Origin of the sequence: Ornithinibacillus sp. 4-3 (assembly GCF_040958695.1) — a bacterium.
Taxonomy (GTDB): Bacteria; Bacillota; Bacilli; order Bacillales; family Amphibacillaceae; genus CALAMD01.
This window is the reverse complement of the sequence record NZ_CP162599.1, coordinates 1,952,684-1,969,902: the sequence shown is the minus strand read 5'-3', so window position 1 is coordinate 1,969,902 and position 17,219 is coordinate 1,952,684. Positions and strand designations below refer to the sequence as shown.

Below are 17,219 nucleotides of genomic sequence, written 5' to 3'. Positions count from 1 at the left end.
TTTTTTTATGCAGGGAAATAGGTTGCATAAAGAGAACGTATTGCTCTTTCTAACCCATCCATATGAATACCAAACATCATAGATACTTCTGAAGAACCTTGGTTAATCATCTCAATATTAACATTAGCCTCCGATAGAGCTTTTGTTGCCTTTTGAGCGACACCAACTGTACTATTCATACCTTCTCCAACTACCATAATTACTGCTAAGCCTCTTTGTAGGTGAACAGTATCTGCTTTTAATTCATTTTTGATTCGTTTTAAAATCTTTTCCTCTTTTTCAGGAGTTAATTGTCTTTCGCGAATGATAATAGAGATATCATCTATCCCTGAAGGTGCATGTTCAAATGAAATGCCCTCATCTTCTAAAATTTGCAAAAGTTTACGTCCAAAACCAATTTCCTTATTCATTAAGTACTTACTGACGTATAGGCTGGCAAATCCAGAATCACTAGCGATGCCAACTACACAATCCTTTGTAGGTTCTTTTTCTGCAACAATCATTGTTCCTCTAGCACTTGGGTTATTTGTGTTTTTAATACAAACAGGAATTTTTGCATTAAAAGCAGGAATCAATGCTTCGTCATGAAAGACTGAGAAACCAGCATAAGATAATTTTCTCATTTCACGATAGGTTAGTGTCGTAATTTCTTTAGGGTTATTAACGATATTTGGATTTACAGAGAATACAGAATCAACGTCTGTAAAGTTCTCATATAATTTTGCTTTTACACCTGCTGCAACAATGGAACCTGTAATATCTGAACCACCGCGAGAGAAGGTGATTAGCTTTCCTTCTGTTGTATAACCAAAGAATCCAGGAATTACTAGAATTCCATCTTGTTCTCTTAATGTGAACAATTTTTCATAGCTTTCGTTCAAAATTTTAGCATTCCCAGGCTCATCACTTACAAGAATACCAGCATCTTGTGGATTCATATATCTTGCTTTTAATCCAATTGTATTGAGGTAAGCACTAACAACCTTAGCGGAGCTGTCTTCCCCGAAAGATTTTAATATTTCCTGTTTTAAACCAATTGGAATATGTGCATCTGTTATGATTTCTTGTAGTGCATTAGATAATTCTGATAATAGCTCTTGTGATAGATTTAGTTCTGTAATAATTGAATTAAAACGATTTAAAATACGATCGATAATTTCATCTGTTGCTTGTTGAAGCTCGATTGCTTCTCCTAAGTTGATTAATAAATCTGTTACTTTCGTATCTTCTGCATCTCGCTTACCCGGTGCGGAAACGACAATAAATTTACGCTCGGTATCAGATTGAATAATTGCTCCTACCTTTTTAATCTGATCAGCACTTGCAACAGAACTTCCCCCAAATTTTGCAACTTTCATGATTCATACAACTCCCTAATTAAATAAATAAGTGATATGAAGGAGATGTGTTACTTTGTATCTTTTTTCTGTCTTTTACGATCACGATGAACAACAAATCCTCCAATAAATGCAATTCCTCCAATAAAGAAAATTAAGCCTATTACAAATTGAATTCCTTTATTTAAAAAAATCGGATAATACTCTGCAAAAACGGAATCTCTCATTAACTTAATTCCTAGTGCACAGATAATACCCGGAATAAATAACAATAAAGCAGCTATAGTTCGCATTGATTTTTCTACTCCTTATAGAAGATGTTCAAAAAGTCCGATGAAAATGACACATCGAATGGCGGTACTTTCTATGAAAGCTTATTGCTCAAAACTTCGCCAACTTAAACTTTCTATGTACACGATATGCTAGTGTTGATACCTAAGCTCGTAATGTGGCGAACTTAATTAACGCACTCTTTTTCATTCTCCTTTTTGAGCATGTACTTATACATTTTTCCTTTAAATAGTATATCAAAAGCCTGCCAAAATAGAAAAAGAAGTAGCAGTAAATAACGGATGTTTGCTAAAAATGTTATAGTATTTTATCATGAGATAAAAGCACACATTTAAATTTATGAACAAAAGCGAACAATTTTAGTTCTGTTCAATTAACATCTTATTCTGTACAATATTACTACAAGATGTTTTAAGAATGAAGCTATTTTTTACACTTTCAGAAAGTTTTATTGGGATTTAATGGGGAAAGAATGGTAAATAGGAATTTTAGTCTAAATATTGATGATAGATTATGAATGAATAAGGTATATTTTAAAAATAAACTATTAAAACTCTCGCCCCAATGATGCAATGGATAGGTTTATTTATTCTATTAAAAAAACAACTTTATTTTGGAGGGCAACAGCGTGGAAATTTTTACATATATGGAAAAGTATGATTATGAACAGCTTGTATTTTGTCAGGATAGAAGTTCTGGATTAAAGGCAATCATTGCCATTCATGATACAACATTAGGTCCAGCATTAGGCGGAACTAGAATGTGGAATTATCAATCCGAAACAGAAGCAATTGAAGATGCACTTCGTTTAGCAAGAGGAATGACATATAAAAATGCAGCTGCTGGTTTGAACTTAGGTGGAGGAAAAACAGTAATCATTGGTGATCCTAAAAAAGATAAAAATCCAGAGATGTTTCGTGCATTAGGGCGATATGTACAAGGATTAAATGGTCGTTATATTACTGCAGAGGATGTTGGAACAACTGTACAGGATATGGACTATATTCAAATGGAAACAGATTATGTGACAGGTACGTCTGCATCATCTGGCAATCCATCTCCAGTTACGGCTTATGGTGTATATAAAGGAATGAAAGCAACTGCAAAAGCAGCATTTGGTTCAGATTCTTTACAAGGAAAAACAATTGCTGTGCAAGGTGTTGGAAATGTTGCTTATCACTTATGTGAGCTTTTACATGAAGAGGGAGCAAATTTAATTGTGACAGATATTAACAAAGCAGCAGTAGATCGTGCAGTGAAGAATTTTGGTGCAAAAGCTGTTGAAACAGACGAAATTTATGCTGTAGAATGTGATATTTTCTCCCCATGTGCTTTAGGTTCTATTATTAATGATCATACGATCCCGCAATTTAAAGCAAAAGTAATTGCTGGATCTGCAAATAATCAATTGGCTTCAGATCAACATGGAGATATTTTACATGAAAATAATATTTTATACGCTCCAGATTATGTGATTAATTCTGGAGGCGTTATTAATGTAGAAGATGAGCTTCATGGATATAATGAAGCAAGAGCTATGAAGAAGGTAGAAACCATTTATGATAGCTTAACAAGAGTTTATGAGATAGCGGAACAAGAAAATATGCCAACTTACTTGGCTGCTAACCATATGGCAGAAGAACGAATTGCATCTGTAAGGAAATCTACTAGACAATTTTTACAAAATGCGCGTCATGTGCTGAGTAGAAGATAAAGAGAATAAATACATCAACGTTTGACTAGGCAAAACTATGCAATGGAGTAAGTAGGTAAACGGCTTAAGCAGATTTAAGCAAAGCTATGCAACTAAACAAGTAAACAGCTTAGATTACGAATGGTGAAACGTTGATAATTATGGCTTTACAGAGAAAGAGGAGTGGCAGCATATGACAAATGAATATGATCTTGTCGTTCTTGGTGGGGGTACTGGTGGCTATGTCGCTGCAATTCGTGCTTCACAGCTTGGAATGAAGGTTGCGGTTGTTGAGAATCAGAAATTAGGTGGGACATGCTTACATAAAGGCTGTATTCCAACAAAAGCATTATTGCGTAGTGCTGAAGTGCTTAGACAGACTAAACAAGCAAGTCAGTTTGGAATTGAAACAACGGATATAACATTTAACTACAGTAAAGCAGAAGAGCGAAAAAGTAATATAGTGAATCAGTTATTAACTGGTGTTCAAAGCTTAATGAAAAAAGGGAAAATTGATGTGTATGAGGGATATGGCCGAATACTTGGTCCTAGTATCTTTGCCCCGATGCCTGGTACAATATCTATAGAGCATCAAGAAGGCGAAAATACAATTCTAATCCCGAAAAATGTGTTAATTGCTACTGGTTCTAGACCTAGAGAGCTTAGAGGACTAGAGACAGATGGAAAATATATACTTCATTCAGATCATATTTTGCAATTAGAGAAGCTTCCAGCGTCTATTGTGATTGTTGGAGGCGGTGTAATTGGTATTGAATGGGCTTCAATGCTCGCTGATTTTGGTGTGAAGGTAACAGTAATTGAGCATAGTGAACAAATCCTATTTACAGAAGACAAAGATATTGTTAGAAATGTTGTAAAATCATTAACAAATAGAGATGTTACAATTTATACGAATGCATCTATCAACTTCGAATCTGTTAAAAAAGAAGCTGGTGTTGAATTTGAAATTGAAATCAATGACGGGAAACAAATTGTTTCTGCTGAGCTTGCTTTAGTTGCAGTTGGCAGAGCACCAAATAGTGATAATATTGGTTTACAGAATACAAGTATTCAAGTTGAAAATGAATTTATCCGAACAAATAAGTATTACCAAACGGAAGAATCACATATTTATGCAGTTGGCGATGTAATTGGTGGATATCAATTAGCACATGTTGCGTCACATGAAGGGATTATTGCTGTAGAGCATATGGCAAATAAAAATCCTTTTCCGTTAGATCAGAATCAAGTACCAGTGTGTATTTATGCTTTTCCTGAAGTAGCAAGGATTGGCTTAACTGAAAAAGAAGCTAGAAAACAAGGCTATCAAATTAAAGTCGGTAAATTTCCTTTTGTGGCAAATGGAAAAGCACTTGTCTATGGAGATGCTGAGGGATTTGTGAAAATTATTTCCGATCAAGATACAGAGGATATTTTAGGTGTACATATGGTTGGTCCGCACGTTACGGATATGATTTCCGAAGCTGGACTTGCTAAGGTACTAGATGCTACTCCTTGGGAAATAACACAAAATATTTATCCACATCCATCCATTTCTGAAGTAATTGGAGAAGCTGCACTGGCAGTAGATGGCTTGCAGTTACACGGATAGTTTAGAGGGAGGGATCTATATATGGGTGAGAAACGCCATATAAAATTAGGTCTAACAGATGAACAAGTATTAGAGATGTATAAAAATATGTTACTTGCAAGAAGAATTGATGAACGAATGTGGTTATTAAATCGTGCAGGAAAAATCCCATTTGTTGTTTCCTGTCAGGGGCAGGAGGCTGCACAAGCTGGTGCTGCTTTTGCACTCAATAGAGATGAGGATTACATTGCTCCTTATTACCGAGATTTAGGTGTTGTATTAGCTTTCGGAATGACAGCAAAAGAACTTATGTTATTTGCTTTTGCAAAAGCAGAAGATCCGAATTCTGGAGGGCGACAGATGCCAGGACATTTTGGAAGTAAAAAGCTACGAATTTTAACAGGTTCTTCGCCAGTAACAACCCAAGTGCCGCATGCTGTTGGTATTGCTCTAGCAGCAAAAATGGAGAAGAAAAATGTCATTTCATTTGTGACTTTAGGGGAAGGTTCTTCAAACCAAGGAGATTTTCATGAAGGTTTAAATTTTGCAGGAGTATATAAGCTACCTGTGATTACGATGGTTGAAAATAATGGTTATGCGATTTCTATTCCAGCTGAAAAGCAAGTGGCGAGTAATCGTGTATCAGATCGTGCAATTGGCTATGGAATGCCTGGAGTTACGGTTGACGGAACTGATCCTCTTGCTGTTTATGAAGCAATAAAAGAAGCTAGAGAACGTGCAATCGCTGGAGAAGGTCCGTCGTTAATTGAAGCAATGACTTATCGTCTAACTTCTCATTCAAGTGATGATGATGATAGACAGTATCGTGATGCAGCTGAAATGGAATCAGAAAAAAACAACGATCCAATTAATACATTTGCACAATATTTACGGAATCATGATGTTTTAAATGACTCTCTCTATGAGGAAATCAATAAGGACATTATGGATATTGTAAATGAAGCAACGGATTATGCGGAAAATGCAGCTTATGCAGAGCCAGAATCCACATTAAAATACGTGTATGAGGAAGAGTAAGAAGGGAGGTAATCGCTATGGCAATGATGAACTATATTCAAGCAATCACAACAGCAATGAGAGAAGAAATGCAAAGAGATGAGAAGGTATTTATTGTTGGTGAAGATGTTGGGAAAAAGGGTGGAGTTTTTAAAGCAACAGTAGGCTTATATGATGAGTTTGGTGAAGATCGAGTAATAGATGCTCCACTTGCCGAGTCAGCAATTGCTGGGGTTAGTATTGGTGCTGCAATGTATGGAGCACGTCCTATTGCAGAGATGCAATTTGCAGATTTTATTTTCCCAGCTGTTAATCAAATTATCTCAGAAGCAGCTAAAATTAGATATCGTACAAATAATGATTGGTCATGTCCATTAACGATTCGTGCTCCTTACGGTGGTGGTGTGCACGGTGCTTTATATCATTCACAATCAGTTGAAGCTGTATTCGCTAATCAACCAGGTTTAAAAATTGTTATGCCTTCATCACCATATGACGCCAAAGGATTGTTAAAAGCCGCTATTCGTGATAATGACCCTGTATTATTTTTCGAACATAAGCGAGCATACCGTCTTTTAAAAGAGGAAGTGCCTGAGGAAGATTATGTTCTACCTATTGGAAAAGCAGCGGTCAAGCGTGAAGGCTCGGATCTTACAATCATTACCTATGGATTGATGGTTCATTTTGCATTACAAGCTGCTGATAAGCTAGCTGAAGAAGGAATTGACGTTCATATTGTTGATCTAAGAACTGTATATCCATTAGATCAAGAAGCGATTATAGAAGCAGCGAAGAAAACAGGAAAAGTTCTTTTGATTACGGAGGATAATAAAGAAGGTAGTGTCATTAGTGAAGTTGCCGCAATTATTGCCGAGCACTGTTTATTTGACTTAGACGCTCCTGTCCGTAGACTTGCTGCTCCAGATGTACCAGCAATGCCATATGCTCCAACGTTAGAGAAGTTTTTCCTAATAAGTGCAGATCAAATTGAGGAAGAAATAAGAGATTTAGCTGAGTTCTAACTGGAAGGGAGAAATAGACATGGCCATTGAAAAAATTGTTATGCCACAGCTAGGAGAAAGTGTAACAGAGGGTACATTAAATAGCTGGCATATCAAAGTTGGAGATCAAGTAAATAAATATGATCCAATTGCAGATGTCATGACAGATAAAGTAAATGCGGAGGTTCCTTCATCATTTACTGGAACAATTACGGAATTAGTTATTCAAGAAGGCGATACCGTTTCTATTGGAGAAGTTATTTGTCATATTGAAATAGCTGATGGTAAAGAACCAAGTGTAGCTGTAGAAAAAGCAGAAACACCTGAGGAGAAGTGGGAAGAAACTCCTGTATCTAATGACCAATCAATGAAAAATCGTTATTCACCGGCGGTTTTAAAGATGGCTCAAGAGCATCAAATTGATTTAACTCAATTATCTGGCTCGGGTAGAGGTGGAAGAATTACTCGAAAAGATATTGAACAAATGATTGCATCTGGTAAAAAGGTAGAAACAGTGAAAAGAACACCTTCACCACAAAAACAACAAGAAATTAAGCCTACTCCTTATACAGGTGGTGTTCGAAAAGAAATTCCGGTTACGAATATAAGAAAAGTAATTGCACAGAATATGGTTCATTCTGTGACAGAGATTCCTCATGCATGGATGACTGTAGAAGTTGATGTAACTGATTTAGTAGAGTACAGAGAGAGAATAAAAACAAACTTCAAGCAAAAAGAAGGGTATAATATCACTTATTTTGCATTTTTTGTAAAAGCCGTAGCTCAAGCAATAAAAGAAGTGCCATTGCTTAATTCTACTTGGGCAGGGGATAAAATTATTCAGCATGATGCTATCAATATATCCATTGCAGTAGCAAAAGAAAATGAATTATTTGTACCTGTTATTAAAAATGCAGCAGAAAAAAGTGTTATGGGAATTGCCAAAGACATTCATGATCTAGCTACAAAGGTACGTGAAGGAAGGCTAACAGCAGATGATATGGCTGGAGGTACCTTCACTGTGAATAATACAGGCTCATTTGGATCAATCCACTCAATGGGAATTATTAATCATCCTCAAGCAGCAATTCTGCAAGTGGAATCTATTGTAAAACGACCAGTAATTATTAATAATATGTTTGCAGCTAGAGATATGGTGAATTTATGTTTATCCTTAGACCATCGTATTTTAGATGGACTAGTTTGTGGTCAATTTATGTCTAAGTTAAAAGGCATTTTGGAGAATATGAACGAAGATACTCTTCCTATTTATTAATGGATTTATGTTCTCAATTAATTGATATTATTATTTAAAATTGTTAAGCTAATACAGAATCATTGAAATATAGTAAAAAGGAGTGGAACCTTTTGGAATATGAAACTTTTATGAGAGACGTTGTAAACGTGGCTCGTGGAGATATGAGAGAAGCAGGATATGAAGAATTAACAACACCTGAAGAAGTGGATCAAGCTTTTGCTAGAGAAGGTACATCATTAGTAATGATTAACTCTATTTGTGGCTGTGCTGGTGGAATTGCACGTCCAGCAGCTAGTTATGCGATTCATTATGATAAAAGACCTGATCATTTAGTAACGGTGTTTGCTGGACAAGACCGTGAAGCTACAGAACAGGCTCGAACTTACTTCGATGGTGAGCCACCTTCATCTCCATCTTTCGCATTATTAAAAGATGGTAAATTCCAAGCAATGCTAGGACGTCATGAAATTGAAGGCTTCAGTGCAGTAGATGTAGTAGGTAAATTACAGCAGTTATTTGATGAATATTGCGAAGAAATATAAGCAAAAACGAGGTATCCAAATTTTGGAATACCTCGTTTTTTATGGTTAGTTAAATAAAGCGGAAATCCCTTATTTATAGTTTTTTCATTTTCCGTATGGGATGTTAATACAATCCCTTATTTTAACTCTTTTATTTTCATTTTTTTATCAGCATTGTTTCGGTATTTAAATTTATGAAAGTAGTCATTAATGTAAAAGATAAGAACGATGACAAGTAGAATTAAAGATGGTAAAGCTCCTAATGTGGCACTTACTGTTAAGGCAAGACCTGCGGAGATTATCCAGATAATTATAGGTAATACCCATAAGTTCACCCCGAATTTTTTTATTAAGATAATTTCCAACGCTCCTAATAGAAATCCAACAAGTATTATAATCACCCGATTATATGTAAATATTATGATGCGCAGTAATCATTCTAAATATTAAAATAAAATGATTTCATGCATTGCTGAGGTCCAAAGTTTTGGTTGTGTTAAAAAATCTGAGTACGTTAACGAGCAGGAATTCAAACCTATCGTTATCATGTACATAAATCTCTTTCCTCTTGCTCATACTTATAATGGGAGGTATGCCACTTTATGAAGCAATTTTTAATCACTTGTCTTGTTGTATTAGTGTTGCCCGCTGCCCAATCTATTGAGATATCTGATCGTTTAACCATTACTCATCAAGGAGAAACAATTGCTACAGTTGATCGTGAAAACTTCTTTTTACCTCTCCCTGGAATCCCAATGATAGATATGGACAAGTTTAATCAATTTGCTGAAGAACTTGATCAACAAATTTATACTGAACCTGTAAATGCTACCATTAATGAACAAGGAGAGATCAATCCAGGACAATTAGGGTATAGATTGCACAAAAAAGAATTTCAAAATCAGTTTTATACTTATTTTGTAGGAGGTAGATCTGCCACTTTTGAAGTACCAGTGTTGGATATTTATCCAAAGGTGGACAGTGAATTACTTGCCGATATTCGGGTGCAAGAAATTGGTCAGTATGCCACTTATTTTAATGTGAATAATCAAAATCGCACTCACAATATTCAACTTTCTGCAGAAGCCCTAGACAACTATGTAATCTTTCCTAATGAGATATTTTCATTTAACGAAGTAGTGGGGGAACGGACAGTAGAGAGGGGATATAGACCTGCTCCTGTTATTGTGAGGGGAGAATTATCAGAAGGAGTTGGTGGTGGAATCTGTCAAGTGTCATCAACATTGTTTAACGCTGTTGATGGTGCGGGACTCGAGATCGTCGAGCGCTATATGCATAGCCGACGCGTGGAGTATGTACCCCCTGGACGTGATGCGACGGTGAGCTGGCATGGGCCAGATTTTCGTTTTCAAAATAAATATAACCAACCGATTCTGATTCGTTCAAAGCGGTATGGGGGGATGATTGTGGTCACCCTTCATTCATCTGATGTCATTAATTACGATTCCCGCTCAGTTCCAAAGGCACCGATCAAAATACCGAAAGAATTCAAAGCGAGAGATTGAAGCTAAAGGAGATTAATTTCTCAGGCATCTTCATCACAGGATCTAGCAGTGCGTCGCTTAACAACAAGCCTAGCTTTCTTTGTAGGCAACTTGATTATCCAGCTTAGTTCGATAATGAATTTTAGCGACGCCTTGTCCTTTACTTTGACTATAGCGTTTCATGATAGTATAGTTCATTTTCCACTTCAAAACTGTTTATGCGTCTTGAATCTATTCCTTCATAAATTCCACATCAAAATACAATGACGGTTTCTCCGTTTTTATCATGTATCAACTTCTCATAAAAAATAACGTCTATCCCATGTAAAAAATTGTTGTCCATCCATCCCTTTACTTTTTTCACATTCTTTATGTAAAGGAAAATGCTTCTTTTGATTTTGTTTGATGGAAGATCATTAATCATACTATAAAAAAACGTCATCTGTCGGTAAATACCGTTCAAATGACGTTTGAAGTGCTATAATGGAAATTTGTAAATATATTAGTAAACATATAGCATGGACATGAATGTCCAACTCTAGGTGCCATGAACAAAAACATTCTTGGTTATTGTTATATAAATATTGCAAGGCCTGCTGTGAAGACAGATAGTAGCATTGCAATTACCATTAGGTATACAATAAATTTAACTCTTTTTTCGCGTTTTGATTTTTTTCTTGGTCGATTTTGTTGTGTTTGATGTTTAGCCATATTTAAGCCCCCTTACCCGAATCTACTTACTACATATTTTATCTTTAAAACATAGTTTCAACAAGGGTTTTCATGATTTTTATTTAATTGGAGAGAAAAAGTATGATAAATAAAGAGAGATTAATCAATTATTTTATAGATTTTGTGCAAACCAGCTCTGAGACAAAACAGGAGAAGTATTTTGCGAATAAATTAAAACATCATATGTCAGAACTAGGCTGTGAAGTAATAGAGGATGATAGTACCAACATCACAAAACTAGAAACAGGCAATGTGATTTGCCGGCTACCTGGAACTAAATCAAATATTCCAAGTCTCTTATTTTGTGCACATATGGATACAGTTACACCTGGTACAGCTATTCATCCAATTATTTGTAACAGTGAAATAAAGTCAGATGGAACAACAATTTTAGGAGCAGATGATAAGGCTGCAATCGCTGCTCTAGTTGAAGTAATTCATATTTTACAGGAAGAAAAAATAGAGTTTGGCAATATTGAATTATTATTTACAGTTGGAGAAGAATCAGGCTTTTTAGGTTCAAAAGCCTTACAGTCAAAGGATCTACAAAGTAATTTTGGTTATGTTCTTGATAGTGAAGGAAGTGTTGGAAGTATTGAAGTAGCATCAGCTGCACAATGTGCAATTAAATTATTGTTTGATTCATCGGATTCTCATTTTTCGATGATTGATATATATAAAGAAATTCGTAATTTATATAATCAAGTATGTGCCGATTCAAGTAGTGATTTATCAATGGTGCAGTTTGGAACTGTTGAAAATACAAAGAAAAATGAAATAAAATTATTATTAACAACTTTCGATCAAGATGAGATCAGACTATTTCATTTGCAATTACAGGATTATATCAAAAATAAATTATCTATATGTCATCCTCAGCTAATTTTTGAATTAGTAAACCCAAGTCATATCATGAAGAAGAATGATCAATTGATTTCCTTGTTTAAACAAGCGACAAAGCAACAAAAGATCCCTTATAAATCAATAGTTAATCGAAGTGGTAGTGATACAAATATTTTAGCTAGTTATGGTTTAGATGTGGCTAATATCGCAGTAGGCTATAAAAATATTCATACGAAACAAGAGTCGATATCCATTGATGATTTATTTCAATTAACAAAATTGATCTTACAAATCATTCAATGTCATGCAAATGAAGATAATTGATCCATTAAAATATGTTATACTATAGGTAGAGAACAAATGTTCTTTGATACATGATGAAGTAGGTGATGATTTGTTAACCTTCCAATCGAAAAAGCGAAGAATTATTTTTCATATTGATATGAACTGTTTCTATGCATCTGTTGAAATGTCTTATCAGCCAGAATTAAAAGGAAAAGCAATTGCTATTGCTGGAAATCCTGAGGAAAGAAAAGGAATAATCATTACAAGTAGCTATGAGGCTCGATCTAAAGGTGTTAAAACAACGATGCCAATATGGCAAGCGAAAAAATGTTGTCCAGAATTAATTATTTTACGGCCTAATTTTGATCGATATCGGGAAGCTTCAAAGGCGATGTTCCAAATTTTATCTGAAATAACACCAATTATTGAGCCAATATCCATTGATGAGGGCTATATGGATATTACAAATGTAGAAAATAGAGGAACACCTATAGAGATAGCAGAGTTTGTTCAAAATCGTATTTTGGAAAAACTAGATTTACCATGTAGTATTGGAATCGCGCCGAACAAATTTTTAGCTAAAATGGCGTCTGATATGAAGAAGCCGATGGGAATTACAGTATTAAGGAAGAGAGAGCTCCATCATACACTATGGACTTTGTCAGTAAATGAAATGTATGGAGTTGGAGAGAAAACGGCTGAAAAATTAAAACAAATTGGGGTTCATACGATTAAGGATTTAGCTGAGCATAATGAATATGAATTAACCCGCTTATTAGGAGTAAATGGTCAGCGATTAAAGGATAGAGCAAATGGAATTGATTCACGTGAAGTAGATCCAGAATCTATACATGATCGTAAAAGTATTGGTAATTCGAAAACCTTACCTGCTGATGTGACTGATGAGCATCAGATACATGGTCTATTATTACAGCTTGCTCAAAATGTTGAGCAAAGATTAAAACGTAAAAATATGTTAGGTATTACGATACAAATTATGGTTCGTTATGATGATTGGATTACCATTACAAGAAGTAAAAAACTCTCTAGCTATACGGATAATCATTCCGATATTTTTAAAGTAGCATGGGATTTATTCCAGCAGCATTGGAATGGGGGAGCAGTTCGGTTATTAGGTGTAACTATGCAGGATATTGCTGAAAAAGAGAGTATTGCACAGCAATTAGATATTTTTACATTTGAAGAGGAAGAGAAGCGGGCAAATTTACAGAATACGGTAAATAAATTAAATGAAAAGTATGGCAAGCCTACTGTTTCATTTCTTCCAGAAGAAAAAAAGAAAGCCAATTTTACAACTAGCTTTCAAAAAGATTATTTAGATGATTACATGAAATCGTAGTGGAATGGAATTTCCAATATATTTTAGTAATCATCTTTTTATGTTTAGTTAAAATTGTTTAACAATGAAAAGTACTAAAATCATGGGCCATCATTGTATTAGGGAAAATATCACAGGCTTCTGCTAGTAGTTGTGCATAATCTTCTTTTTGATAACGTGAAGAGATGTGTGTTAATATCAATTGTTTTACATGATTTTCTTTTGCAAGTTTTGCTGCTTCAACTGTTGTCGTATGATAATATTTATTCGCTAATTCTTCCATATCCTTCTCAAATGTCGCTTCATGAATAAGTATATCTGCATCTTTAACTAGTTCATGATTTAAGTGTGTTCTCCGTGTATCACCCATGTAAACAATAATTCTTCCTTTTTTCGGTTCGCCAATAAAATCTTTTCGATAAATGATTTTGCCATTTTCAAGCTCTATCTTATCATTTTCTTTAATTTGTTTATAAATTGGGCCGGGTGCGATACCCTTTTCCTTTAATTTTTCAACAAGTAGTTCGCCAGGCTTATCTTTTTCGATTATCCGAAAACCATAACTAGGGATACCATGATGCAATTTCTGACAGATCACAATAAATTTTTCATCCTCCAAAACTTTACCTTCTGCAAACTCAACTATTTTCAATGGATAGGTTAGGTGTGTTGCACTGATAGATAAGGTTGTTTCAATGAAATTTTGAATTCCAGGAGGACCATAAACAATTAATTCATCCTCTCCACCTTGAAAAGAACGGCTGCTTAAAAAGCCTGGTAATCCAAATATATGGTCTCCATGTAAATGACTGATAAAGATTTTGGTTATTTTTCTTGGTTTAATATTGGTATGTAATATTTGATGTTGTGTTGCTTCACCACAGTCAAATAACCAAATTGTATTATTTTCTTGCAATAAAGAGAGAGCAAGTGCAGCCACATTTCTTTCTTTAGAAGGAATTCCTGCACCTGTCCCTAAAAATGTTAATTCCATATGTCAACCTCCTTAGTTCCAACCTCTTTCGTATTGCTTAGGAGATTGTAGCTGATATTTAAGTTGTTCTGCTGCTTCCAATGGCCAATATGCATTTTTCAGCAATGCTCTTCCAATAAAAATTAGATCTGCCTGTTCTGCTTGTAAAACTTCTTCTGCTAGAAGGCCTGATGTAATTAAACCGACAGCGCCCGTAGAAATACCTACCCGATTTTTAATTGCTTCACAGTTAGGGAGCTGGTAGCCTGGATAAACATCAATTTTCGCAGGAACGACTCCACCAGAGCTACAATCAATTAGATCAATCCCTTGCTGTTTCATCTCTGAAGCAAAGTATAGAATATCATCTAATGAATTTCCAGCTTGATGATACTCATCTGTAGAGATTCTTACAAATAGGGGAAGGTTTTGCCATTCACTACGTATTGCCTCAATAATTTCTTTTAAAAAACGATAACGATTTTCGCGATTCCCACCATATTCGTCTGTTCGCTGATTAGCCAGAGGAGATAAAAATTGATTGATTAAATAACCATGAGCAGCATGAATTTCTACGATATCAAATTCTGCTATTTTTGCTCTTCTTGCACCTTCTTTAAAGGCTTCAATAGTTTGCTGAATATCTTCTTTAGTCATTTCATTTGGCTGTTTCCAGTTTTGATCAAATGAAATACTGCTTGGAGCAAAGATAGGATCAGGCAGTTCGGCTTTTCTTCCAGCATGTGCTAGTTGAATTGCTGCTTTTGAACCATAAGCATGAATTTGCTCTGTTAATGATTTTAAGCCAACCACATGCTTTTCATCCCAAATGCCTAAATCCTGTAAAGAAATTCTACCTTCTGGCTGTACAGCTGTCGCTTCTACCATAATTAATCCTACTTGACCAACCGCACGTGAAATATAATGTGTTAGATGAAATGGTGTGATACAGCCGTCTTCTTGCATAGAAGAATACATACACATTGGCGACATTACAATTCTATTTTTCAATGTTATATTTTTCAATGTGATAGGGGAGAATAATTTTACCAAGAGAACCACTCCAATAATTAATTTAGTTAGTTTTCTGCCATTTCTTTTGTAAGCTTACTGCATGCGCGGGATTATCTGTGAAAATACCGTCACAACCGTAATCAAAACATCTTTTGATTTTTCTTGTATCATTAACAGTATAAACTCTAATTTTAATATTTGCTGCTTTTGCCTCATTTACTATTTTTTTATTTAATAAACGATAATGAATATGTAATGCGTCTATATTCATGGGAGCTATTTTCTCAATTAAATTATTTTGCTTCTTAGATGTTAGATACCCGGATTCTAAGCCTTTAAAGGTAGCAAGATGTTTAGCGCTTTCTAAATTAAAGGTTGAAACAGCAGCACGATCTAAGAGATTAAATTGTTGTAAACAATGATATACAATTTCCTCTATATTTTCATAGAAAACTCGACGATTTTTTAGTTCGATATTTAGCTTCATAGGTGTTGTTTGAAACCATTGTAAAAATTCATCTAAGGATAGAAGACGCATACCAGTAAATTGTGGGCCAAACCATGACCCAGCATCTAATTGTTTTAATTCATCCATTGTAAAGCTCTTAATAAATCCCTTACCATCTGTTGTACGATCTACGGTATCATCATGGATAATTACTGGAACGCCATCCTTTGTTAGATGCACATCTGTTTCGATTCCTATTGCACCAGATTTTGCAGCTAAATCAAAAGCGGCTTGTGTATTTTCAGGTGCTTCATGACTAGCGCCACGGTGGGCAAATATCTCAGATGTCATTCTATTTCACTCACCTTTATCATTAGAATAAAATCATAGGTTAACTGACATGCTCTTAACGATGATCTAAATACTTATTTGCTTTCGTAATTGCTTGTAAAAATTGATAGGCCTCATCCGTTAGGTTGGCGTTATTATAATGCTCTAATGCCTCTAATAATTGCTTTGTACTACTTATACCTAAAACAAGACTTGTTATTGCTTTGTGTTTTAAGGCATATTGCTGTGATAAAGCTAAAAGAGGTTGAGCAAGCTCTGGATTAGATATGATTTTCTCATGTATTTCTATTAATTCATCAAATTGATAATCCAAATAACCATTGCTAGCCTTTTTCTTAATCAGTTCAGCTGCTTGATTAGACAGCAGCCCTTTGGCTATTGTTCCTCGAGCAAGTACACTAATTTGGTTTGCTATCAATAACTCCAACATTTCTTCCTCTGCTCTACGATCAAGCAAGCTATATTGCATCATTACAGCATCAATTGTTGATTTCTCAACAAATTGCCGAATGACATTTGGGCGAATAGAGGAAATTCCATAAGCTCTAATGATGCCTTCTTTTTTTAGTTTTTCGAATGCTGCTATTACTTCATCAATTGGATCCTCTATCGTTCCACCATGGAGCATATATAAGTCAATATAATCTGTTTGTAAACGTCTTAAACTATCCTTTACAGCTTCCTCTATGTAAGCAGGTGAAGGATCCCAATACCAATCCTTGGATTTTGTATCAAAATGGTTTCCAACTTTGGTAGATAGGATGATGTCCTTACGATTTTCTTTAATGATGGAACCAATCATTTCCTCATTTAATCCAAAATCATATAAATCTGCTGTATCTAAAAAGTTAATTCCGGATTTTACTGCATGCTGTACGATATCACGAGCATGCGTTATATCTTTTCCTAATGACATACAGCCTAAGGCTAATTCTGAAACATGCATATCTGTTTTGCCAAGACGATTATATTTCATCTTAAAAAACCTCCTATCTCTTATTTCATTGTAAATTTTGCCAT

16 protein-coding genes are annotated in these 17,219 nt (G+C 35.0%); 9 read left to right on the top strand and 7 right to left on the bottom strand.

The window, feature by feature from the left end:
• Nucleotides 1-5 precede the first annotated feature (5 nt).
• Nucleotides 6-1,358 (bottom strand): aspartate kinase, encoded by a 1,353-nt coding sequence (locus AB4Y30_RS09630; protein ID WP_368652025.1) that lies wholly within the window; start codon nt 1,356-1,358, stop codon nt 6-8.
• Between the two features lie 50 nt (nt 1,359-1,408).
• Nucleotides 1,409-1,630, bottom strand: a complete 222-nt coding sequence (locus AB4Y30_RS09625; RefSeq protein ID WP_368652024.1) for a DUF2627 domain-containing protein — start codon at nt 1,628-1,630, stop codon at nt 1,409-1,411.
• A gap of 626 nt (nt 1,631-2,256) precedes the next feature.
• Here AB4Y30_RS09625 and AB4Y30_RS09620 point away from each other — a divergent pair.
• From AB4Y30_RS09620 to AB4Y30_RS09590, 7 genes are all read left to right on the top strand, one after another.
• Nucleotides 2,257-3,342 carry a Glu/Leu/Phe/Val dehydrogenase gene (locus AB4Y30_RS09620; RefSeq protein WP_368652023.1) on the top strand — a complete coding sequence of 362 codons (1,086 nt, stop codon included), beginning with the start codon at nt 2,257-2,259 and terminating at the stop codon, nt 3,340-3,342.
• Between the two features lie 172 nt (nt 3,343-3,514).
• Nucleotides 3,515-4,933, top strand: coding sequence for a dihydrolipoyl dehydrogenase (lpdA, locus tag AB4Y30_RS09615; protein ID WP_368652022.1), 1,419 nt, complete (start codon nt 3,515-3,517; stop codon nt 4,931-4,933).
• Nucleotides 4,934-4,954: 21 nt separating this feature from the next.
• Nucleotides 4,955-5,950, top strand: a complete 996-nt coding sequence (locus AB4Y30_RS09610; RefSeq protein WP_368652021.1) for a thiamine pyrophosphate-dependent dehydrogenase E1 component subunit alpha — start codon at nt 4,955-4,957, stop codon at nt 5,948-5,950.
• A 17-nt stretch (nt 5,951-5,967) separates the two neighbouring features.
• The gene (locus AB4Y30_RS09605) at nt 5,968-6,951 is read left to right on the top strand and encodes an alpha-ketoacid dehydrogenase subunit beta (protein ID WP_368652020.1); all 984 of its coding nucleotides are present in this window, start codon (nt 5,968-5,970) and stop codon (nt 6,949-6,951) included.
• Between the two features lie 19 nt (nt 6,952-6,970).
• On the top strand, nt 6,971-8,206 hold the full coding sequence (locus AB4Y30_RS09600; protein WP_368652019.1) for a dihydrolipoamide acetyltransferase family protein: 1,236 nt from the start codon (nt 6,971-6,973) through the stop codon (nt 8,204-8,206).
• 92 nt (nt 8,207-8,298) lie between these two features.
• Nucleotides 8,299-8,730 (top strand): BrxA/BrxB family bacilliredoxin, encoded by a 432-nt coding sequence (locus tag AB4Y30_RS09595; protein ID WP_368652018.1) that lies wholly within the window; start codon nt 8,299-8,301, stop codon nt 8,728-8,730.
• Nucleotides 8,731-9,311: 581 nt separating this feature from the next.
• Entirely contained in the window at nt 9,312-10,235 is a 924-nt protein-coding gene (locus AB4Y30_RS09590; RefSeq protein ID WP_368652017.1) for a VanW family protein, read from the top strand.
• A 552-nt stretch (nt 10,236-10,787) separates the two neighbouring features.
• Here the strand turns inward: AB4Y30_RS09590 and prli42 are convergent.
• Nucleotides 10,788-10,925 carry a stressosome-associated protein Prli42 gene (gene prli42, locus AB4Y30_RS09585; protein ID WP_368652016.1) on the bottom strand — a complete coding sequence of 46 codons (138 nt, stop codon included), beginning with the start codon at nt 10,923-10,925 and terminating at the stop codon, nt 10,788-10,790.
• A 102-nt stretch (nt 10,926-11,027) separates the two neighbouring features.
• Here prli42 and AB4Y30_RS09580 point away from each other — a divergent pair, with 102 nt between their 5' ends.
• Nucleotides 11,028-12,113 (top strand): M20/M25/M40 family metallo-hydrolase, encoded by a 1,086-nt coding sequence (locus AB4Y30_RS09580; RefSeq protein ID WP_368652015.1) that lies wholly within the window; start codon nt 11,028-11,030, stop codon nt 12,111-12,113.
• A 70-nt stretch (nt 12,114-12,183) separates the two neighbouring features.
• Complete coding sequence (locus tag AB4Y30_RS09575; RefSeq protein ID WP_368655213.1) at nt 12,184-13,434, top strand: DNA polymerase IV; 1,251 nt, start codon at nt 12,184-12,186, stop codon at nt 13,432-13,434.
• Between the two features lie 58 nt (nt 13,435-13,492).
• On the opposite strand, the gene rnz is transcribed toward AB4Y30_RS09575, so the two are convergent.
• The 4 genes from rnz to AB4Y30_RS09555 are packed head-to-tail and all read right to left on the bottom strand — an operon-like array spanning nt 13,493 to nt 17,175.
• On the bottom strand, nt 13,493-14,407 hold the full coding sequence (rnz, locus tag AB4Y30_RS09570) for a ribonuclease Z (RefSeq protein WP_368652014.1): 915 nt from the start codon (nt 14,405-14,407) through the stop codon (nt 13,493-13,495).
• A 12-nt stretch (nt 14,408-14,419) separates the two neighbouring features.
• Nucleotides 14,420-15,439 carry an NADPH dehydrogenase NamA gene (gene namA, locus AB4Y30_RS09565; RefSeq protein ID WP_368652013.1) on the bottom strand — a complete coding sequence of 340 codons (1,020 nt, stop codon included), beginning with the start codon at nt 15,437-15,439 and terminating at the stop codon, nt 14,420-14,422.
• Nucleotides 15,440-15,461: 22 nt separating this feature from the next.
• On the bottom strand, nt 15,462-16,199 hold the full coding sequence (locus AB4Y30_RS09560) for a glycerophosphodiester phosphodiesterase (protein WP_368652012.1): 738 nt from the start codon (nt 16,197-16,199) through the stop codon (nt 15,462-15,464).
• A gap of 55 nt (nt 16,200-16,254) precedes the next feature.
• Complete coding sequence (locus AB4Y30_RS09555) at nt 16,255-17,175, bottom strand: aldo/keto reductase (protein ID WP_368652011.1); 921 nt, start codon at nt 17,173-17,175, stop codon at nt 16,255-16,257.
• Between the last annotated feature and the right edge of the window lie 44 nt (nt 17,176-17,219).